Annotated in this window: 18 protein-coding genes; 7 read left to right on the plus strand and 11 right to left on the minus strand. The window is 49.2% G+C overall.

Annotated features, from left to right (window positions below; genetic code table 11):
- Nucleotides 1-243: hypothetical protein (locus L0156_00925; protein MCI0601555.1), on the plus strand; the 243-nt coding region annotated here is incomplete at its 5' end.
- 12 nt (nt 244-255) lie between these two features.
- Here the strand turns inward: L0156_00925 and L0156_00930 are convergent.
- From L0156_00930 to L0156_00940, 3 genes are read right to left on the minus strand one after another with little or no spacing between them, the layout of a single operon-like run.
- Nucleotides 256-621 (minus strand): VOC family protein, encoded by a 366-nt coding sequence (locus L0156_00930; GenBank protein MCI0601556.1) that lies wholly within the window; start codon nt 619-621, stop codon nt 256-258.
- Between the two features lie 43 nt (nt 622-664).
- Nucleotides 665-1,015: a metal-sensitive transcriptional regulator gene (locus L0156_00935; protein MCI0601557.1), complete on the minus strand. Its 351-nt coding sequence runs from the start codon at nt 1,013-1,015 to the stop codon at nt 665-667.
- Nucleotides 973-1,197: a hypothetical protein gene (locus L0156_00940; GenBank protein ID MCI0601558.1), complete on the minus strand. Its 225-nt coding sequence runs from the start codon at nt 1,195-1,197 to the stop codon at nt 973-975. Before L0156_00940 ends, L0156_00935 begins: the two co-directional genes overlap by 43 nt.
- Before the next feature lie 286 nt (nt 1,198-1,483).
- Here L0156_00940 and L0156_00945 point away from each other — a divergent pair, with 286 nt between their 5' ends.
- From L0156_00945 to L0156_00965, 5 genes are all read left to right on the plus strand, one after another.
- Nucleotides 1,484-1,834 carry a hypothetical protein gene (locus L0156_00945; GenBank protein ID MCI0601559.1) on the plus strand — a complete coding sequence of 117 codons (351 nt, stop codon included), beginning with the start codon at nt 1,484-1,486 and terminating at the stop codon, nt 1,832-1,834.
- Nucleotides 1,835-1,910: 76 nt separating this feature from the next.
- Nucleotides 1,911-3,185, plus strand: coding sequence for a TolC family protein (locus L0156_00950; protein ID MCI0601560.1), 1,275 nt, complete (start codon nt 1,911-1,913; stop codon nt 3,183-3,185).
- Nucleotides 3,182-4,849 carry an efflux RND transporter periplasmic adaptor subunit gene (locus tag L0156_00955; GenBank protein ID MCI0601561.1) on the plus strand — a complete coding sequence of 556 codons (1,668 nt, stop codon included), beginning with the start codon at nt 3,182-3,184 and terminating at the stop codon, nt 4,847-4,849. Before L0156_00950 ends, L0156_00955 begins: the two co-directional genes overlap by 4 nt.
- Nucleotides 4,850-4,858: 9 nt before the next feature.
- The gene (locus L0156_00960) at nt 4,859-8,263 is read left to right on the plus strand and encodes an efflux RND transporter permease subunit (protein MCI0601562.1); all 3,405 of its coding nucleotides are present in this window, start codon (nt 4,859-4,861) and stop codon (nt 8,261-8,263) included.
- 95 nt (nt 8,264-8,358) lie between these two features.
- On the plus strand, nt 8,359-9,489 hold the full coding sequence (locus L0156_00965) for a site-2 protease family protein (protein MCI0601563.1): 1,131 nt from the start codon (nt 8,359-8,361) through the stop codon (nt 9,487-9,489).
- A gap of 76 nt (nt 9,490-9,565) precedes the next feature.
- Here the strand turns inward: L0156_00965 and L0156_00970 are convergent, their stop codons facing one another.
- Nucleotides 9,566-10,492: a LysR family transcriptional regulator gene (locus L0156_00970; protein MCI0601564.1), complete on the minus strand. Its 927-nt coding sequence runs from the start codon at nt 10,490-10,492 to the stop codon at nt 9,566-9,568.
- Between the two features lie 130 nt (nt 10,493-10,622).
- Between L0156_00970 and L0156_00975 the strand changes: the two genes are divergently transcribed.
- Entirely contained in the window at nt 10,623-12,833 is a 2,211-nt protein-coding gene (locus L0156_00975; GenBank protein MCI0601565.1) for a carbohydrate binding family 9 domain-containing protein, read from the plus strand.
- A gap of 55 nt (nt 12,834-12,888) precedes the next feature.
- Here the strand turns inward: L0156_00975 and L0156_00980 are convergent, their stop codons facing one another.
- The 7 genes from L0156_00980 to L0156_01010 form a co-directional block, all read right to left on the minus strand.
- Nucleotides 12,889-14,160, minus strand: a complete 1,272-nt coding sequence (locus L0156_00980; protein MCI0601566.1) for a hypothetical protein — start codon at nt 14,158-14,160, stop codon at nt 12,889-12,891.
- 48 nt (nt 14,161-14,208) lie between these two features.
- Nucleotides 14,209-15,027 carry a PQQ-like beta-propeller repeat protein gene (locus tag L0156_00985; GenBank protein ID MCI0601567.1) on the minus strand — a complete coding sequence of 273 codons (819 nt, stop codon included), beginning with the start codon at nt 15,025-15,027 and terminating at the stop codon, nt 14,209-14,211.
- Nucleotides 15,028-15,344: 317 nt separating this feature from the next.
- Nucleotides 15,345-17,765: a choice-of-anchor B family protein gene (locus L0156_00990; protein MCI0601568.1), complete on the minus strand. Its 2,421-nt coding sequence runs from the start codon at nt 17,763-17,765 to the stop codon at nt 15,345-15,347.
- A gap of 44 nt (nt 17,766-17,809) precedes the next feature.
- The gene (locus L0156_00995) at nt 17,810-18,079 is read right to left on the minus strand and encodes a hypothetical protein (GenBank protein ID MCI0601569.1); all 270 of its coding nucleotides are present in this window, start codon (nt 18,077-18,079) and stop codon (nt 17,810-17,812) included.
- Between the two features lie 123 nt (nt 18,080-18,202).
- Nucleotides 18,203-18,352 carry a twin-arginine translocase TatA/TatE family subunit gene (locus L0156_01000; protein ID MCI0601570.1) on the minus strand — a complete coding sequence of 50 codons (150 nt, stop codon included), beginning with the start codon at nt 18,350-18,352 and terminating at the stop codon, nt 18,203-18,205.
- A 19-nt stretch (nt 18,353-18,371) separates the two neighbouring features.
- Nucleotides 18,372-18,854 (minus strand): nuclear transport factor 2 family protein, encoded by a 483-nt coding sequence (locus tag L0156_01005; GenBank protein ID MCI0601571.1) that lies wholly within the window; start codon nt 18,852-18,854, stop codon nt 18,372-18,374.
- Between the two features lie 11 nt (nt 18,855-18,865).
- Nucleotides 18,866-19,936 (minus strand): hypothetical protein, encoded by a 1,071-nt coding sequence (locus tag L0156_01010; protein ID MCI0601572.1) that lies wholly within the window; start codon nt 19,934-19,936, stop codon nt 18,866-18,868.
- Nucleotides 19,937-20,048 lie beyond the last annotated feature (112 nt).

Raw genomic sequence — 20,048 nt, forward strand, 5'->3', positions numbered from 1 at the left:
ATCGTCAAACCGTCGCACGAGCTACTGGGAGAAATGTTGCTGGAGATGAAGAAAGCCCCGGAAGCGCAGATCAGTTTTGAGCAGGCGCTGGAGCGAGCGCCACGGCGCGTTTTGTCCTTGCAAGGTCTGGCGCGAGCTGCAACGGAAGCCGGAAATGAACAGGTCGCGTTGAAAGCGCGCGACGAATTGAAAGAGATCTGGAAAAATGCGGATGAGCCGGTTCGGAAACTAGCAGGGCTTTGAAGAAAATTTCAACTATTCTTTGATTTCCTGGCCAAACTGCAAGAGGTATCCATTGTGGTCGAAGATGGCAAACTCTCGCATTCCGTACTCGAATGTTTCGATCGGATAGCAAATCTTTACTTTGTCCTTCAGTTGTTGCCAGAGCCCATCAACGTTATCTGTGTTGATATAAAGTGATCCTGTGAAAGCTGGTTTCTCAAAAGGTTCATGCTGATTGGGAAGCGCGAACATGATCGAAACGTTGTCGAAGCTCACGGACGCCCAGCCCCATTCTTCATTCAAGGCTTTGCACTCAAACCCAAGAACATCCGTATAGAAGTCAACTGACCCTTTGAGATCCGTTGTCCACAACATCGGCCGGATTTCAGTCATCTTCATGGTTGATCCTCCACCGCCGGATTCATTCTCCTGGAATTCGCAGTCACTTGATCAACTTGTAGATCAAGCTTGTGAATTCTTCGTAGATTTCGTCGTTTCGTCCTTCTTTAATGGCAAGAGTCACGCATCGCTCCAGATAGTTGGTCAGCATCAGACGTCCTACGCGGCGAAGAGCTTCCTGAGTAGCAGCGGTCTGAGTCAAAAATTCTGCGCACGGACGGTTTGAATCGATCAACCGCTCCAGCGCTTTGACCTGACCTTCAATTCTCCGGAGGCTTTTCCGGATCTCGATCTTTCTTTCATCAGGAACAAAGGTCTCGTTGAGAACCTTCAGCCGGGCCGCAGAATTCTTCATTGCGATTTCTTTTCTGAATCCGTGGACTTGCAGCAGCATTCATTGACTTCCTTTTTTGCTTTCGTGCAGTACAATTTGCCATTCCGCTTTTCACAGCAACAAGAGGTTACTTTCTCGTTGGTGAGCGTGCAAACAAGCACCTTTGCTTTTTCGGCGGGATCAGTAGAGTTCGAGCTTCCAAGCGCCAGAAGCGGCAATGCAGCAAGGATCAAAACTTTCATAATTCCTCCTAAATACCATAGGGGGGTATAGGTATATAAATATACCGTCACGCCGTGAAGTTGTCAAGAAGCCTATTATGTGAGCGGAGGATGTATCGATGGATGGCATGATGGGTGGTATGACGATCTGGTTCATCGTTGGTGTTCTTCTCATTGTGTTTTTGGTTTTTGCGATTCTGAAGGTAGCAAAAAAGTAAAAACGGATCAGGAGAAGAACTCTCACGGGCATCGCAACCAACCAATTGACACAGGTGATGTCCTGGCCTATTGTTAACCTATTAGAAGCATGAAAACCGCGCTGATCCTTTTACTGTTATTACAGGCCTTTGCCCTGGCAGGACCCGTGTGTGGAAATCACCTCACAACCGCTGAATCGATGGACTGCTGCGAAAAAGGGCACAGTCACGACACTGCGGGAATGAGGGACGATCACGCGACAGCCTGTTGCTCGAGCTGCAATACAGGCAAAACCCAGATACTCAAACAGCAGGGTCCAGTTCATCCGGTTATTGTTCCTGCTACGGAAATAGTGTCAGTAGAAATCTCGAACGATCTTCCATGGTGGATTGATTCCTTCGATCCTTCGATTTCGCCGAGTCCGCCCATCTTTCTTCTGGATCGTTCCCTCCGCATCTAATTTAACCTCCCGTTTTGCGCCTTAAAACGCGCTCTTTGTTTCTTCGATCTTTCGTGATTGCGGAGGTTAAATTTCCATGAAATTCATCAAACATATTCTCATCATTGTCTTACTCACGGCCAGTACTGCGCACGCTGAAACGCTCTTGGAACTTCAACGCGAGCTCGTTCGCAACAATCCGGAAATTCTTGCGGCAAAGAACCGATATCTGGCGGCTACGAAAGTTCCGATTCAGGAGGGAACTCTACCTGATCCGATGATCAGTTTTACGGATTTCGGCGTTGGACGTCCCTTTTTTACAGCGTTAAACGAAAGCGACTTTGCATATCGCGGATTCGGCATCTCACAGGATCTGCCCTTTCCCGGCAAACTGAATTTACGTTCGCAAATTGCAAATAAAAAAGCTGAAGCGGCAGAACAAGAGCTCCGGCTGACGACCATCCGGTTGCTCTCCCAACTAAAAACGGAGTTTGTGGAGTACGCCTATTTGCAGCAGGCAATCGCCATCACGGAAAAGTACCGCGTTTTAGTCAATCATTTCACTGAAATAAGTGAAGCAAAATATAAAGTGGGCGAAGGTGTGCAGTCCGACATCTTGCGCGCGCAATTGGAGCGTTCGACCCTTGAAGAAAAGATGCAGTTGCTTTACCAGGACCTGGAAAGCAGAAGAGCGGCCATGAATGCGCTGCTCAATCGTGCGATAGATGGAGATTTGAAAACCGACGAGACATTCTTAACTCCGCAATTCGATGTCGCACTCGAAGTGCTGCGAAAGAGACTTGAAGAGAGGTCTCCGGAAATCCTCAGCAAAATCGTTCAACAAGAGCAGAGGGCACTTGAGCTCAAGCTTGCAAACAAGGAGAAGTACCCGGACTTTTCGGCTACCTTCCAGTGGCAGAAAACAGGTTCGGAGTTTCCCGATTACTACATGACGATGTTTGAAGCGCGTATCCCGCTGTACTACTGGCGTAAGCAAAAGCCTGCCATTGCACAGGCAACGCTGGAGCTGCAAGCCAGCAAGAATGAAAAGGAAGCGACACTAAAAAAATTAAATGCAGACTTAAAGGCGGCATACATAAGCGCGACAACTACAGCAAACCTTGCGAAACTCTACAATGAAGGAATCATTCCGCAGAGTCGAATCAGTCTGGAGTCGACACTCTCGGCTTATCAAGTGGGAAAAGTTGACTTCCTGACGCTTCTCAACAGCGGCACTACACTGTTGAACTACGAAAGCGAATTCTTGCGTCGCGTAGCCGATCACGAAAAAGCAGTAGCAAGGATTGAGGAGATTACGGGCCAGCTGATTACGCCAACCGGAATTGAGCTTACTACGGAGTTAGGGCTATGAATAAAAGAACAATCATCATTATCGTCTTAGTTATCGCAGGACTTTTCGCGGGAGGATTCCTTTTCTTCACTAATGAAAAGGATGGACCATCAAAAAATACTGCTGAAGCTAAAGAGGTTTATTACTGCCCGATGCACAAAGAATATATCTCAGATAACCCGGGGAATTGCCCGATTTGCAGCATGAAGCTTGTCAAGAAAGAAGGCAGCGATCAGGAAGCGATGAAAAAAATGCAGGAACAATCGAGCGGTTCGCAGACATCGCAAATGTCGATGGATCAAATGCAAACGGCCTCTGCGCCAACAGGCGACACCGGGAGCGTCTTTATTCCACCGCAAAGACAACAGGTTTTGGGAGTGCGTTCGGTTCCGGCCGAAACCAAATCGTTATCACGAGAAATACGCACGGTTGGCAAGATAGCTTACGATGAAACACGCATCACTCATATTCATACGAAGTTTAACGGATGGGTAGAAAACGTTTTCGTAGATTTTGTTGGCCAGCCCGTAAAACGTGGCCAGCCGCTCTTTACCATTTACAGTCCCGAGCTTCTTTCCACGCAGCAGGAGTATCTACTCGCACTCCGTTCAGAAAAACAACTCGGAAACAGCTCGTTTGATTGGATCGCCAAGAGTCCAAGCAGTTTGACCGAGTCTGCAAAAGCTCGTTTACGACTCTGGGGAGTTTCGGAAGGCCAAATCGATGAAATTGCAAAGACCGGGAAAACGACACGGGCATTGACGATTTATTCGCCGGTAAGCGGCGTGGTTACACAAAGGGCCGCCTATCACCATGGAATGTATGTAACACCGGAGCTCGAGCTATACACAATTGTCGATCTTTCGACCGTGTGGTTGCTGGCTGACATTTATGAAAAAGACCTTCCGTTCATAAAAATGGGTCAAAGCGTACGCGTCCAGTTCCCCTATGCGGAACAACCGCCGATGAATGTAAAGGTGGATTTCTTTTATCCTTACCTGGATCCCAATACACGAACGGGACAGGTGCGGATTCAACTCCGCAACCCCAATAGTCAGTTCAAGCCTGATCAGTTTGTAAACGTGGTTCTTCAAACGCCGGAGAAAACAGTTCTCGTTGTTCCAAACGATGCAGTGCTGAACACCGGCGATAAACAGTATGTGTTCGTCGAATTAGGCAGCGGCTATTTCGATCCGCGCCAGGTTCAGATCGGCATTCAAACTAAAGAAGGAACGGAGATCGCAACCGGAGTAAAAGAAGGAGAACGCGTTGTAACTGCGGCCAACTTCCTGCTTGATTCTGAAGCAAGACTTCGGGGCGTTCTAGAGAACATGGGCAAACCGTCCAAGGCACAGACAATGCAAGTTGCTCCATCAACGGGTGGTCTTGTGATTCAAGTGCTGGAACCGAAAACAGCTAAGACCGGCGACAACAGGATGCGCGTATCCGTGAAAGACGCCGGCGGCAAACCTGTTAGCGGAGCCGAAGTGGAAGTGACCCTTTCCATGCCGCAAATGGGCGCCATGCCGCCGATGAGCAATAAAGCAATGCTCCTGGACCAGGGGAATGGGATCTATGCAGGCAACATCGAGTTTCAAATGGCATGGACCTGGGAAACAACAATCGTGGTGAAAAAAGAAAACAAAGTGATCGGCTCGATGAAAACGACCGTCACCGCAAGGTAAGGAGATGCCATGATAGACCGGATCATTGAGTATTCTGCGGCGCACAAGTTCATGGTCTTCTTGCTGGTCGGTTTTGCCTTCCTTGCCGGCATCTGGAGCATATACAACGTTCCATTGGACGCGATCCCTGATCTTTCCGACCCACAGGTGATCATTTACACGGAATGGCCGGGCAGAAGTCCGAATCTGGTGGAAGATCAGATTACATATCCATTAGTCTCTGCGATGCTTGCTGCGCCGCGTGTGAACATGGTTCGCGGGTTCTCCGATTACGGCTACTCCTACGTATACGTCATTTTTGACGAAGGCACTGACATCTACTGGGGTAGAAGTAGAGTATTAGAGTACATGAGCAAGCTCACCGGCAAATTGCCTCCTGACGTTACTCCAACACTTGGCCCAGATGCCACGGGTGTCGGATGGGCCTTTGAATACGCACTTGTGGACCGTAGCGGCCGAAATAATCTGGCTCAGCTCCGTTCTTTCAACGACTGGTATGTTCGTTACTGGCTGGAAAGCGTATCGGGCGTGGCGGAAGTTGCCACTGTCGGTGGTTTTGTCAAGCAGTATCAGGTCGTTGTTGATCCGAATAAGCTTCGTGCCTACCGCGTAACCGTTACGGACGTAATGGATGTGATACGCCGCAGCAACCGCGAAGTTGGCGGACGAGTGGTGGAATTTACCGGCAAAGAATATCTGATCCGCGGTCGCGGTTACATCAAAGGTATTTCCGATATTGAAAGCCTGCCGGTTGGTCCGCGCGCAATGAATGGCACATCAACTACTGGACCAAGGTCCACCTCCATGAGTAATGGAACATCAATGATGCCGGCAGCATCAACTCCAGTTTCGATAAATTCCGGTGTTCCGATTCGAGTTGCAGATGTCGCGCGAGTCGAACTCGGCCCGGAGATGAGACGAGGCGTTGCCGAGTTGAATGGCGAAGGCGAAGTTACCGGCGGAATTGTTGTTGTCCGTTACGGTCAGAATGTGAGTAAAGTGATCGACCAGGTGAAAGAAAAGATCAAGGAAGTCAAACCTTCATTTCCGGAAGGCGTCGAGTTCATTACGACTTATGACCGTTCGGATCTGATCCACCGCTCGATTGAAACATTGCGGCGCACGCTGATCGAAGAATTACTGATTGTCAGTCTGGTGATCCTCATTTTTCTGTGGCACGTTCCAAGCGCTATGATCCCGATTGCAACGATTCCGATTGCGGTGATCATCGCCTTTATTCCGATGTACGGCATGAACATCACTTCCAACATCATGTCTCTCGGAGGCATTGCGATTGCAATCGGGGCGATGGTAGATGCTGCGATAGTAGTTGTGGAGCAGACGCATAAAAAACTGGAACACTGGGACAAAGAAGGACGTCCCGGTGACTCAAAACGGGTGATCATTGACGCAGTCAAAGAAGTGGGTGGACCCTCTTTCTTTTCACTGTTAGTAATCGCGATCTCCTTTTTGCCGATTTTTGTTTTGCAGGCGCAAGAAGGGCGTTTATTCAAACCGTTAGCATTCACGAAAAATTTTTCGATGGCAATCGCGGCGGTGCTTGCCATTACATTGGATCCGGCATTGCGGCTCGCGATCATGCGGACGCGTGAATTCAGTTTTCGGCCGCGGGCGCTATCTCGCTTTGCCAATGCGATTTTCATTGGGAAGATTCACGATGAGGAGAATCATCCGATCAGCCGGCCTTTGATGAAAATTTACCACCCGGCGCTGCGATTTGCGCTCAATCACAAGTGGTTGATCCTCACAACAGCAGTGCTGGTTGTTGCGCTTACGGTGCCCGTATACAGGAAACTAGGTTCCGAATTCATGCCGCCGTTAAATGAAGGAACGATCCTGTACATGCCTATCACGCTTCCCGGCATATCCGTAACGGAAGCAACCAAATATTTACAAATCCAGGACAGGATGCTTATGCAATTCCCTGAAGTCCAAACCGTTTTTGGAAAAATAGGCAAAGCTGAAACATCTACCGATCCGGCTCCCATGAGCATGGTCGAAACGACAGTCACTCTCAAGCCTGAAGATCAATGGAGGGAAGTTCCTATGGAACGCTGGTATTCAAAACCGTGGGTTCCGGAATTCGTTAAAGTGCCGCTTCGAAGAATATGGCCGGATACAAAAAGAATCACCTGGGAAGAGCTCATTTCTGAAATGGACAGTAAAGTTCAAATTCCATCGTACGCGAATGCGTGGCTATTTCCGATCCGAACGCGAATCGATATGATTACAACCGGAATTCGGACTCCAGTTGGTGTGAAGGTGTTGGGGCCGAAGCTGGAAGTGATCGAACAAGTGGGGTTGGAGACGGAAAAAGTCTTAAAGAAAGTTCCTGGCACACGCAGCGCATTCTTTGAACGTGTTACGGGCGGCTACTATCTCGACTTCGAAGTGAATCGCGAAGAAGCAGCTCGCTACGGACTCGCAGTCGACGACATCAACGATGTGATTGAATCTGCGATCGGAGGGATGAGTATCAGCACAACCATCGAAGGACGCGAACGCTATCCGATTAACGTCCGTTACGCGCGTTCTATGCGCGATGATTTGAATGCGCTCGGTGGCGTGCTTGTTTCAACCCCTTCGGGTGCGCAGGTTCCGATCAGCCAGCTGGCAAGCATGCGCCTCTCCACGGGACCGGCGATGATCAAAAACGAAGAGGGCTTTCTAGCAGGTTTTATTTTTGTGGATGTTACAGGCCGGGACCTTGGCGGTTATGTAAAAGAAGCAAAAAAAACTGTGGCAGAACAAGTGAAATTGCCTGCGGGTTATTCGATCCTTTGGAGTGGACAGTATGAGTACATGGAACGGGTCAAACAGCGACTGCTGGTCGTTGTTCCGATTACACTGCTGATCATCATACTGCTACTTTATGTGAACACCGGCTCTTTCGTGAAAACATCGATTATCCTGCTTGCCGTTCCCTTTTCAGCAGTGGGAGCGATCTGGTTATTGTATTTACTGGATTACAACATGAGCATCGCGGTATGGGTTGGACTGATCGCGCTGCTCGGTGTGGACGCCGAAACAGGAGTGTTCATGATGCTTTATCTGGACCTCGCATACAAAGAGCGCGTGGCAAAAGGAACTATGAAGACGAAGGCGGATCTGAAAGAAGCGATCGAATACGGAGCGGTGAAAAGGCTGCGTCCCAAAGTGATGACTGTCGCGGTCATGTTCATGGGACTTGTTCCAATTATGTGGTCGCACGGGGCCGGGTCAGACGTGATGCGGAGAATCGCGGCTCCCATGATCGGAGGAATTTTTACCTCTTTCATCATGGAGCTGATGGTCTATCCGGTGATTTACGAAATATGGAAGGGACGTGAGCTTAAAAAATTGCAGCTTGTACAAGTTCCTTCTATTGAGGAGAGCAACAATAACAACCAATAAATCAAAAAAATCGAATCATGAAAAACAAGATATTTGCGCGTCAATGAACGGATGAAGACGTTTCGCGTCCTCATTCCGTATTTTGGGAGAACACTATGCGTGCACAAATCAAACTTGGACGAATTTTTGGTGTTCAAATCGGCCTGCATTACAGCTGGTTCTTCATCGCGTATCTCATTACGCTTTCGCTCTCAGCGCAGTTTCGGAATACAAATCCGGAGTGGGGTACATCAACGATCTGGACGCTGGCTGTGGCAGCAGGATTACTATTTTTCATAGCAATCTTGTTGCACGAGCTTTCCCACGCTGTTGTTGCAAAAGCGTACGGACTCCCGGTGCACTCCATTACTCTTTTCGCACTCGGTGGGGTCGCGCAGATCGAAAAAGAATCCGGCAGCGCGAAAGCAGAATTCTGGATGGGTATCGCAGGGCCGATCGCAAGTATTTTGATCGGTCTGCTGTTTCTAGGCTTAGCGGCGACGCTTGGCTGGCGACCTATGGAACAACCGGCGCGTCCCCTTTGGGCGATGCTGGTGTGGCTCGGTTATATCAACATCACTCTTGCGATATTTAACCTGATCCCAGGTTTTCCTCTTGATGGCGGACGCGTTCTGCGCTCGATTGTCTGGTGGAAAACGGGAAATGTGCAACAAGCGACGCGAATCGCCGCGAGAATAGGTCAATTCGTGGCTTTTCTTTTCATAGCGGTGGGCCTCCTGGGATTCTTTACTACGGGAGGTTTTGGTCGACTATGGATTGCGTTAATCGGCTGGTTTTTACTGGAAGCCGCAAGGGCAAGTTATCAAGAAGTTGAGGTACAGGCAGGTCTTCGAAACATCCGTGTCTCCGATGTAATGAGCCGGGACTGCCCTACAATTGACGCTCAACTAAATCTCCAACAATTCGTTGATGATCATTTGGTGACAACCGGACGACGATGTTTCCTGGCTACTCAGAACGACCAGGTCGTCGGATTGATCACGCCTCAGGAAGTGAAACAGGTTGAGCGGACTCGCTGGCCGGAAACTCGAGTAAAAGATGTGATGCGGCCGCTGGAAACTTTACGTAAGGTGAAAACGACAACGCCGATCAGCGAAGCGCTTCAAATAATGTCAAGAGAAGACGTCAACCAGCTTCCCGTGATGTCTAACGGCAAAGTAGAGGGAATGCTATCACGAAGTCAGGTTCTAGCGCTGCTGCAAACCAGAGCCGAGCTGCATATGTAGCAAACGCCTCATACAAGTGCTTATGCAGAGGCGATTGCCGATGCGATGAAATTTGGATTTTCATAATGGCTACGATTCAGATAACAAGCTTGAGTCCTTTCGCGGAACGGAAGGGAACTGCGGTCTGCGAAAGCAATCGTGCGAATTCGCGATAATATGTGGGCGTAGGCTTGGAGTTCAGTGTGACAGCGTGCCAGTAGCGATGGACTCCATTTTTTGTGAGGCGGACACCGATTAGTTCGCGCGATTTCAGATACGATGCAACAGCCCATCGGGCCATCACAGCGATTCCCATCCCTGCTCTTACCATTTCCACCATTGCCTCCGTTAATGCCACTTTGTAAGTTCTCTTTGGCCTGATGCCGGCGGGTCGCAAGAACCGTTGGAATACGAGGCTCTCCTCAGCGGGAACTGCGTACACCATCAAACTCTGATCGACAAAATCTCGCGGAAGGATGTAGGGACGCGAAGCCAAAACGTTGTCCGGTTCCATCACTACCAGCAGCTCATCTTCAAACAGTGGAAAACAGGAAAGATTCTTCGTCTGAACTTTTGTATTCATAATTGCAAGATCAAGCTTTCCCGCAAGCAAAAATTCCAATGGTCGATAGGTTGCTTCCAAAACGATCTCCACCTCCACTCCCGGAAATTTCTGTTGCATCGCTTTGAGCAAGGAAGGGAGCCATTGATAACAGGTATTGCACTGCGTGCTGATACGCAAAACTCCTTGCTCGCCATTTGCGAGCTTCCGAATGTTTTGTTCGGTGAGCTCTAATTCTTGTAACACCCGGCGGGCAGAACTTAATAGCTGCTCTCCCGCTTCAGTAAGAATCAACTTACGATTGAGACGTAAGAAGAGCGGGGCGTTTAAGCGGTCTTCGATTTCCTTTAGTTGATGGCTCAATGCTGGTTGGGTGACATGCAACCTCTGGGAAGCCTTTGTCATGCTGCCTTCATTAGCAATTGCTTCGATCAATTTCAAATGACGAATTTCTAAATTCATAATGATTAAACCGCCGAAATTACAATATTATATCAAATAATGCATATCAGGTAATCCATAATAATTGATAATGGATTTGATGAGGATAAAGAATTGGACCGAAAGAAGGATGAGATAAATACTGTTTGGCATGATACTGCTTCTGGTTGGAATGCTTGCCGGTCCGGAGATTGTAATACCGAAGCTGGAAACGCCGCCGAAAATTGAGGAGTTTGTGGAAAGTGAGCGGACGGACATGCTTCGAGTAGAGGGATTCAAACAGCGGGAGCGAAATGACGGTGAGCCGTCAACTCGCAAAACAAAAGTCTACCTGGGTTATGACAGCAAGAATCTCTACGCAATTTTTGTTTGTTACGAGACAGAGAATATCCGAGCTCAGATGTTGAATCGTGGAAATTCTGACATCTACAACGACGACATCGTGACTGTTCAGCTTGACACCTTCAACGATCGCCGTAGGGCGTATCAATTTGTGTCCAATGCGCTCGGTGTCCAGCAGGATGCGATCTGGTTTGAGAATTCTAACAGCTGGGACTACTCCTTCGATACCGTGTTCGAAACTGAAGCGAGAATAACTGAGGAGGGATACGTTGTTTCATTTGTGATACCCTTTCGTAGTTTGCGTTTTTCTTCGGATTCGGAGCAGACCTGGGGCATTCTTCTGACTCGCTACATTCCGGGCGCAGATGAGCAGACATATTGGCCGCAGTATTCGATCAAAATTGCCGGACGTTTGAATCAAGCAGCGGTACTGACCGGTCTTCGCGATATCTCACCGGGGCGCAATATTCAGCTTCTTCCTTACACTTCGTTCCGTTCTTTTCGTGCACTCGATCAGCGCGACCTTTCGGCGCCCAGCTTTGTGGAAGATGCAGCTGATAATGATTTTGGCATCGATTCCAAATTTGTGATTCGCGATAGCCTGGTTTTGGATTTCGCAGTGAATCCCGATTTCAGTCAGGTGGAGTCGGATGATCCACAGGTTACTGTGAACCAGAGATTCGAGGTGCTCTTCCCGGAAAAGCGTCCTTTTTTTCTGGAGAATGCGAGCTTTTTTGAGACGCCGATCAATCTGCTTTTCACGCGCCGGATTGCCGATCCGCAATTCGGGGCGCGCATGAGTGGAAAAATCGGCAGCTATAATGTTGGAGCATTGCTGGCGGATGACCAATCGGCCGGAAGAAGTGTACCGGAAAACGATCCGTTGGCCGAAAAGCGTGCGTATTTCGCTGCCTTTCGCGTTAGCCGGGACCTCGGCAGTCAATCTTCGATAGGTCTCATTTATACGGATCGTGAATTTGCAAAGACATCAAACCGTATCGGTGGCCTTGATGGCAGCATCAAATTAAGCGATAACTGGACCACAAATTTTCAAGCGGTAGGAAGCACAACCGAATTTCAAGATGGAACGCGACAGGCTGGACCTGCATACAGATTGAAGCTGAACCGGAGCGGCCGGCAATTGAATTACAACTTTGATTACTTCGACTTCAGTCCGGGATTTCGTTCACTGGCCGGGTTTGTCAACCGCACAGATATCCGCCGATTCGATCAGCAGGTAAGCTACAGTTTTCGTCCGGAAAGCAAACGCTTATTTGCTGTGACGCCACACCTGGACATGATGTACGTCTACGATCACGGCGGGACACGTCTCGATTGGTGGCAAAATCCATGGATTTCACTCGACATGGCCGGACAGACATTCGTTGGATTTGGGTACACAGTTTTGCGAACTCGTGTAAGACCGGTCGATTTCCCGGTTCTTTCTGGGCCACTGGATATCTCGCGTCATGAGTGGGGCATGTCGTTCAATACGCAAGCGATCAAGCGCTTGAGCGTTGTCTCATCCCTTTTTTTCGGACGTTCGGTGAATTTTGTGCCGCGCGTGGACCAGGCTCCCGGCAGGGCTGATTTTGTAAATGGAAGCCTTACATTCAGTTTTCGGCCCACGAATGCGTTGACTATCGATCACACTTACATCATTAACCGCCTTACTGACCCCGGCACATCCTCCAGCATTTTTAACAACCACATTCTGAGAACGAAATGGAATTATCAGATCAGCCGGGAACTATCGGTTAGAGTCATTGTTCAATACGATGCGCTGCTCGCGAATCAAAATTTCACAAGTCTTCAAACCACCAAAAATTTGAATGTAGATTTTCTGATTACTTACATGCTGCATCCGGGCACAGCACTATTTATCGGTTACAACAGCAATTTGCAGAATCTCGATCCAGGTTTGCAGATGACGCCATCAGGATTGTTGCGCACCCGGGATGATTTTATGAATGATGGCAGGCAATTGTTTGTGAAGTATTCTCATCTTTTCAGATTCTAGAGATTAGCTGAGATAAGCGATGAGCCGAAGGTAGAAAGTCTTACGCATCGCGTACTTAAAAACGCAGCCGGAAACTCGTTTGCAACTGCCATTCGATTTGCCGGATTGGTAGATTTATAGAGCCGCGAACGGGGCGATCGCTTTCTACTCGCAACAATTCAACTGCAAGGCGGTGCTTCTCCGCAAAATGAACCATCCATGCAAATGTCCATGCATTTCCATTTTCACGATTGTCATCAATCGCTTGAAATGCATCTTTATCATGAACGCGAAAATCATCATAACGAGCAGTGAGCCGGTACCGGTCGATTGTAGCTGTCGCCAAAACATAAAACGCATCGAAGTCGATATGAACCATGTCCCCAAACCCCATTCGGCTGTCTCCTGACATGTACTGGCTGATGAACTCAAGATGTTCACCTATCGGCACATCGATTCCAACGTTGATAAAATCCGTTTCCCAGGCATATTGAACGCCGTCGAACTTCGTTTGTTGCCCCCGATTGTCATAGTAGATTCCGTTGAGCTCGAAATGTTTATTGCGGATTCCAACAGTTCCATAAAATCCGAGGCGCCCATCGACTTCGCGAAAAGGTTCCACGAAATCAGGTTGTTCAGGAAACAATCCATCAGGCTGCAACGCGGGAATTTGTGCAAGCGGCAGACGATCAGAGAAGCCAGTTTGCCTGTCATGCAGAGCCCATCCTCGCCAGGCCAATAGCGTACCGGCCGGATCATTATTCCCAAGCACAGCGCCCCCCAACGAATATTCGCTCGAATTGTGCGAAAGAATGAAATTGGCTTCCGCAGCGGTTACGCGAACTTCTTCACCGATCCAGCTATTGATAGCCGAGCTGGTAATGCTGAACGGCGATGTCCAGGCAGCCTCTCGATTTTCAAGCGATACGGGTGGAAAGAAAACGCCGCCGCGGAAGCGGAAACGGATTTGTGGAGAAAAAACCGGCCGGTAGCTGATAAATCCTTCGATTAAATCAATGCGGGATCGATTCCGATCGCGGTTCGGTTCGGCATCAATATTCACATGAAGGCGCGCAGAAAGATCATCGCTTGCTGCTGCCGTCAGCAGCAAAGAGCCTTGGGACAACCGCAAAAGCTCAGAGCCTTCCTCACCCAGCGAGCCGAACCGGGTTTTTCCCAATCCTCCGTCCAGCCAGGATCGAGCTTCGTCTGTTTTGGCGAACCGAACATCGATCAAACCACCAAATTGCAGTTTCGGGAATTCGTCATCAGCCAACGCGCACGATGAAAAAATACAAAAGAAAACAATCGATAGAAACTTCATCTTCAAATGGGTCGTTGTATCCATACTCTTGCTTTCAGTGAGATATCCTCCGACTGTTAATCTGTATTCTTGTCAGTCGGGCGGTAGGATGGCTGAAAGAGTACCGTTGATCGATCCGGCATAGATCAAATGCTCGGAAGCGGACAGCGAACGGACATTTCCCTCCAGGTGAAAAGACCATGCCAGACTGCCGGTCATTACATCAAAAGCGGCCACATAACCCTTGTTGCTTCCAATAAGGATCAGATCCTTCCATAGAAGCGGCCGAAACGTATCCCATTCGGACCCTTCCGGCGCCTGCTGACTCCAACTTTCTTTACCCGTAATCAGATCAAGGCATTCTAATCCGGAAGCGGTGTTTTGGTTCCATTCAAGAAACATCAGCCGGTTGCTTGCCGCCAATATCCTCCATCGCACCACTCCATCTCTCTGAAAAGTCCGAACCGTTTTTCCCGTCTTCGGATCCAACTCGTGGATCAGTTTCCCTTCCGTTGCAAGAAAAAGGCCCTTGCTATCTGTTGCCAGATCACTCGTAATTTGCTCCGGCATCTGCCGCTCCCAGATCCTCTTGTGATTGCCGGTGCGGAGCGCTTGCAGCCGGCCATCGCTGCGCGCATGAAAAACTACCTCGTGGTGATTGACCGGAGAAGGAGGGAAAAGAAAACTTTGATTTGAAACACCTTCAATTTTATGCACGAGTTTTCCGGTGTTCACATGAATGGCAAGCAACCTCATTTCAAAATCGACCGCATAGATGTTGGAGCCTTCCATCAGCATCGTCCCCACACCGTATTTCAAATCATGTTTCCATCGCGGCACTCCGGTGCCGCGGTCGAACGCGTACACATGGCCGATTCCATCTTCTTCTCGAAGATCGCTTCCGGTAATCACAAGATCGGGAGTAACAATCGTCTCGCTATGAAATTCGTTGGGCTTTCCATCTGTTGCCGTATCGTATTCCCATTTCTTTTCACCGGTGAACGCATCCAGCGCATAAAAAGTGCCGGCGCACGATCCAAAATAAAGATCGGACCCGCTGACAGCGGGAGTGCCGAAGAGTCAACCACCAGTCTTGAACTGCCAGGCCAGTGTAGGTTCGGAAGTCCCTTTCACGTGATCAACCATCACAAAGATCACGCATGGGATGAATAGAAGCGCGAGGAAGCTTTTTCTCATTTTATGATTCCTTCGTTTCCTGTGGAAACGGGCTACTGTGATGCCAGTGAGAAGTCGACTGTTAGAGTCTGCCCGGTGGCAAGCGTTACAACCTGTTGCTGTGTGACGTATCCCGTTCCGGATGCAGTAACCGTCACATTGCCTGCAGGCACTCCCTGGATCGTGTACTTGCCTGATTTATTAGTTAGGACAGACTGGCCGGTATTCGTCTGAACCAGAATACCACCGAGTCTGGATCCTCCGGTATTTGTAACAGTTCCTTTAATCGTACCGGAGCCACCGGAGGTAGAAGGAATCAAAGCGAAGTTCACGATACTTGTGTTTCCTTCGGTAACTGTTGTTTGCTGCTGCTGCGAATCATATCCATTTGCAGAGGCAGTTACGGTACGACTGCCTGTGGGCACGGAGCTAATAGTGTAGTTTCCTGCGCTGTCGGACGTGGCGGATTCACCGGTGTCTGCTGAGATTCCGGCTCCAGCAATCGGGAAGCTTGTAACGCTGTCAGTAACAAGACCGGAAATTGCGCCTACTGTACTAATTCCTCCAGTGCTGTCGCAGGTTTCCACGTTTGCGGCTGCATTGTAACTCCAACCGGTTTTGGTTCCATCGACAACGCAGAATGTCCAGTTACTTCCGTTTTTCACAGGTGACGTCTGGAAGTTAGCCTGACCATTGGTATCTGTCGCGGAACTGACGTTACCGCTCCAGTCGCCGCTGAAAGTTCCTTCCACCATGACATCGCTTACCGGCTGAGTTCCGGCGTCAACAATAGTGACTGTTGCCACCGCTCGATAGCGACCGCCGCTCAGACGCACTTTCACTACCTCAATCGAACTGACATGGAAAGCAGGCAGCGGATTGGAAATATTTACCAGATTGCTGTCGGTTCCCACTTGATTGGAACTATCCGTGGCACGGGCATTGAGGGTTGCCGGTCCGTTATTCTCCGCGGATGCATCCCAGTTTGCTTCATAAAAACCGGTAGTGTTGTTGAAAGCGGTGGGTTGCCACGGGCCTCCATTCACATTCCACTCCACGGTCAATGATCCCGGCGGATCCTCCGCGTCTGCTGCATCGATCTGGAGGGTCACATCGCCCCCAACCGTCTCGTTTTCAGCAGGACGAAAGATGCTGACTGTCGGAGCCGTGGATGGGGAACCCAGATTGGGGCGCAATACGTACAATCCTTGTTCGATTCCACTGACAACTATGATCCCGCTTGTGAAGAATGGATAGTTGCTCCAGGAGCCGTTGAAATTCGGAGAGTCACTGCTTGGATAAATGTCGAAATAGCCGGCTTCCGTTAAGTTGCCGTTGGCAATATCACTGATGTCCAAGATTCTCAGTCCGGCGCGGTAATTCGATTGATAAGAATAATTTCCTTTGACGTACTGGTTATGATCAATCGCAGATACGGAAGAAGTATAAGAGCTGATCAAAGCAGGATTATCCAAATTGGATACATTCCAAATATACGTGCGAGTGTTGTGTCCGTTCCGGCTCTCATCGAGCTCATCATCGATCAGAAAGTAGACATGATCTTCGGTGAGCCAACCCTGGTGGGTGTATTGAACTCCACTGTAGGTTTTTCGGGAGAGTTGGGCCGGTGCCGATTTATTGGTCACATCGACAATCGTTAATGTATCTTCATTCGAATTTAAACAGATCTCTTTGAGCTGATGATCCAGGTCCGGGCCATGGTACAGGACACACTGGGCGTCATGAGTGTAGCCATCCGAGCTGAAGCATCCGGCAGAGGTAGGGCTCGTCGGATTGCTGATATTTACCATGTGGAGGCCACCGCTGCAGGTATTGCTGCCGACGGCGTAGGCATACCCGGTGTCTTCGTTGATCACGAGGTTATGCGCGTTCGAGAATCCGCTATACCAGGCCGTTTCCGAAAAAGTCACCGGAGGGGAAGACACGTTTCGCAGTTGAGTCAGATTGAATACTTGCATTCCGCTTTGAGTTGCTTCGCTGACTATGAATGCATGGTTGGCGTACACCTTGATATCACGCCATGTAGAGTTGGAAGCGTGAGGCGGAAGGTTTCCCAGGTAAACCGGAGTGGAAGGGTCGCTGACATCCACGAAAGAAGTCCCGCTGGTTCGGCCCATGATTGCATATTCTTTTCCGGTGAGTGGATCCGTCCAACCCCAGATGTCGTTGCCGTTGCCGCCTCCGATCTGGCTCAAAGGCAGGAATGCCATTAGATCAACATTGCGGCAAGGATAGCCGCTCGCAAGCCCACCTGAGCAAGATGTAAAGTTTAAGCTGGAAAGATTTTGAGGTTCGTGATGGTCATCCTGGAAGGCACGCATTTTATCCTGCGCGTGCAGCGGCGGATTTCCATGATGCGGAGCGTTTGCATCATCATCGGAAAATACCGGGAACGCAAAACTGATCATGCATATCAGCAAAGGAAACCTGAGAATGCGCAGCAATGTATTCATTGGATCGTAGATCCTCCAGCGAACTTATGTGTGGTTGCATTGTATCACGGCTCACGAATGAGCCGTCTTAAGTCTCGTTCGCAGATCCAGCCGAATGCTTTGTCTTCACAGGGGTCGCATGGATCGAACTCTTGGCCAGCGATCGGCATGCTGAATTTCTTTCTGCTTGTTCCGCTTGCAATCACATCAACTGATTTTCCATGATCCGAAAGCTTGGCGGCAAACGCTGCAATCGCCTGCACCGGCTTTCGTATTTTGTCGCGATTGGAGGGGTGTCGTTCACTTTTACATCCTAGTAGACACTCGATTGCCACTCACTTTTGGCTTGATCCTCGCGCTGTTGCTGGGTTGCCGGATGTTGAGCGTGATTCGCCGCAGTACACCAGCTCGCTCCATTCTGTAGTAATTAGTTTGATTCTCTCCAAACGATGCTTGAATCAGAATTGCCTTTGCCGGATAGAACTTTTAAAGTTTCGAATGGACTCGCCAATGGCTTTTGGTACCTTCGGCAGCCGGTTCCCTCCGAAAAACAGAAGGACGATGAGAAAAATGATGATTAATTCCGGAAGCCCAAGTGAAGTAAACATGAAATCTCCTTTCAAACTGTCATTGATTTGGCTGCGTTTGAGCCGGCGGACGGCGCGGGCTGCTGGTGTGCCAGTGAATAATCACCCAATCCTTTCCGCGCTTTTCCAGCACCGCCGTGCCAAGGCCAGAGCCTTCAACATGACGATCCTCTAGATCGGCTGCCAGTGTGTAGTTGAAGGTTGCATAACCCAGAGTTCGTTCAGTCTGCACTCTGATATCCGTGATCTTAAAGCTGACATTTTTCATTTCGGCCATCTCCGGTCCAAGATGGTTGTTTTTGTAATCGGACCAGCCGTAATTCGCATGCCCATTTTCAAAAACCACAACAGAATCATCATTGGCCCAGTGCTTCTCAAATGCGGCCATATCGTTTCGTTCGAAAGCAACCGCCTCACTTAAGAGAACCTGGCGAACTGCAGCTGCGTCGTCGGTTTGAGAAAAAACTAAGCTGGAAAAGAGTAAAACCAGAAAAACGAAATAGATCATCTCCGTTGTTTTCATTCGAATGCTCCTTAATGTTGGTCATGTTCTAAAAGAGGCGTCACAGATATGTTTGCGATTCTTAAAATCCCAGTTCCTTCCAGGAGTAGACCTGCTTTTCCTTCGGTCGCGGCTTTTCCATGGCCATGAACTGTGAGCTTTCCGTTGAGATAGACGCGATAATGCGTACCTGCGGAGACGGCTTTGAAGGTTAGCAATCCTGGAGGAATTGTTAACTTTTCCGTTCCAAACGATTTGTTGCTGCCGGTTGCGTGCCGGCCCAGTTCCATCGAACCCTTTCGAATAGCAAGGAAGTCGCGGTCATTGCCGCTCACATGATGTACCAACGAAACGGTGCCGTCAAACTCGGAAAGGTCCAGTTCGCTTTCTATTTGAACATCGCGGTAGCTGGCAGATTTGACGGTAAAAACAATCGGTTCAGGTGTAGATTTTTCAATTACTAAAACCGTCTTTCCATTTCGTTGTTCCGTTCTGGTTTTCACTGAACTTAAAGAACCGGTTGGTACATCCAAAAATTCAGAGAGTCGTTTTTCGGAACCGGGACCGAACTTCCAGCTAAAATTGTCCCCTTGTATAACCGGACCGGCCGCTGGCTGAGCCGGTGGTTGCATTGCCTTCTCTGCCTTCGGCAAGGTAACTGCAACGGCATGTTTATAGACTAGAGTTCCACCCAGATCGGCAGTTCGAAAAAGCAAAATCTGGCCTGCAATTGAAAACAAGACAATTACAGCATGAACCCAGCGTTTGTAAGGCGACAGTTGCATGAGCAGGCGGATTGCGGCGTAAATTCCAAAAAACCACAACGTGTAGAGTGCCGAGTTTTCATGACGCGACAGGATCGGTTCAACCTGTGCTGAGAGCTGCACCGACTCTGCCGCGGATCGGCCGGACCAAAAAGTAAGACCGGCTGCCGCAGCTCCAAAAACGTAAAGCAAAACAGCCGACTTGCGCAGCCACTCGCGCGACAGAATGAGAGCCGCGATATCGATCACCAGGGCTACAAACAACAAAACAACAGGAAAATGAACCATCGCCGGATGTAGATTCGGGAGACTTGTTTTGGAGAGAATGAATTCTTCCATAATCGTTTACTCCTTAGTGTCCCTTCCCATAAATATGATGACATATGGCGCGAGCGCCGGGCAGGCAGATGCGAGGCGCCGCGACGCAGTCGATGCCCCAGTGCATCGTCGA

The sequence above is a fragment of the bacterium genome (assembly GCA_022616075.1).
GTDB lineage: Bacteria > Acidobacteriota > HRBIN11 > JAKEFK01 > JAKEFK01 > JAKEFK01.

Bases quoted from the DNA above. Each gene is read 5' to 3' on its own strand.
- L0156_00990 (MCI0601568.1), bottom strand. From the start codon at position 17,765: ATGAATACATTGCTGCGCATTCTCAGGTTTCCTTTGCTGATATGCATG.
- L0156_01000 (MCI0601570.1), bottom strand. From the start codon at position 18,352: ATGTTTACTTCACTTGGGCTTCCGGAATTAATCATCATTTTTCTCATC.
- L0156_00940 (MCI0601558.1), bottom strand. From the start codon at position 1,197: ATGAAAGTTTTGATCCTTGCTGCATTGCCGCTTCTGGCGCTTGGAAGC.
- L0156_00965 (MCI0601563.1), top strand. From the start codon at position 8,359: ATGCGTGCACAAATCAAACTTGGACGAATTTTTGGTGTTCAAATCGGC.
- L0156_00935 (MCI0601557.1), bottom strand. From the start codon at position 1,015: ATGCTGCTGCAAGTCCACGGATTCAGAAAAGAAATCGCAATGAAGAAT.
- L0156_00945 (MCI0601559.1), top strand. From the start codon at position 1,484: ATGAAAACCGCGCTGATCCTTTTACTGTTATTACAGGCCTTTGCCCTG.
- L0156_00955 (MCI0601561.1), top strand. From the start codon at position 3,182: ATGAATAAAAGAACAATCATCATTATCGTCTTAGTTATCGCAGGACTT.
- L0156_00950 (MCI0601560.1), top strand. From the start codon at position 1,911: ATGAAATTCATCAAACATATTCTCATCATTGTCTTACTCACGGCCAGT.
- L0156_00975 (MCI0601565.1), top strand. From the start codon at position 10,623: ATGATACTGCTTCTGGTTGGAATGCTTGCCGGTCCGGAGATTGTAATA.
- L0156_00970 (MCI0601564.1), bottom strand. From the start codon at position 10,492: ATGAATTTAGAAATTCGTCATTTGAAATTGATCGAAGCAATTGCTAAT.
- L0156_01005 (MCI0601571.1), bottom strand. From the start codon at position 18,854: ATGAAAACAACGGAGATGATCTATTTCGTTTTTCTGGTTTTACTCTTT.
- L0156_00980 (MCI0601566.1), bottom strand. From the start codon at position 14,160: ATGGATACAACGACCCATTTGAAGATGAAGTTTCTATCGATTGTTTTC.
- L0156_00930 (MCI0601556.1), bottom strand. From the start codon at position 621: ATGAAGATGACTGAAATCCGGCCGATGTTGTGGACAACGGATCTCAAA.
- L0156_01010 (MCI0601572.1), bottom strand. From the start codon at position 19,936: ATGGAAGAATTCATTCTCTCCAAAACAAGTCTCCCGAATCTACATCCG.
- L0156_00960 (MCI0601562.1), top strand. From the start codon at position 4,859: ATGATAGACCGGATCATTGAGTATTCTGCGGCGCACAAGTTCATGGTC.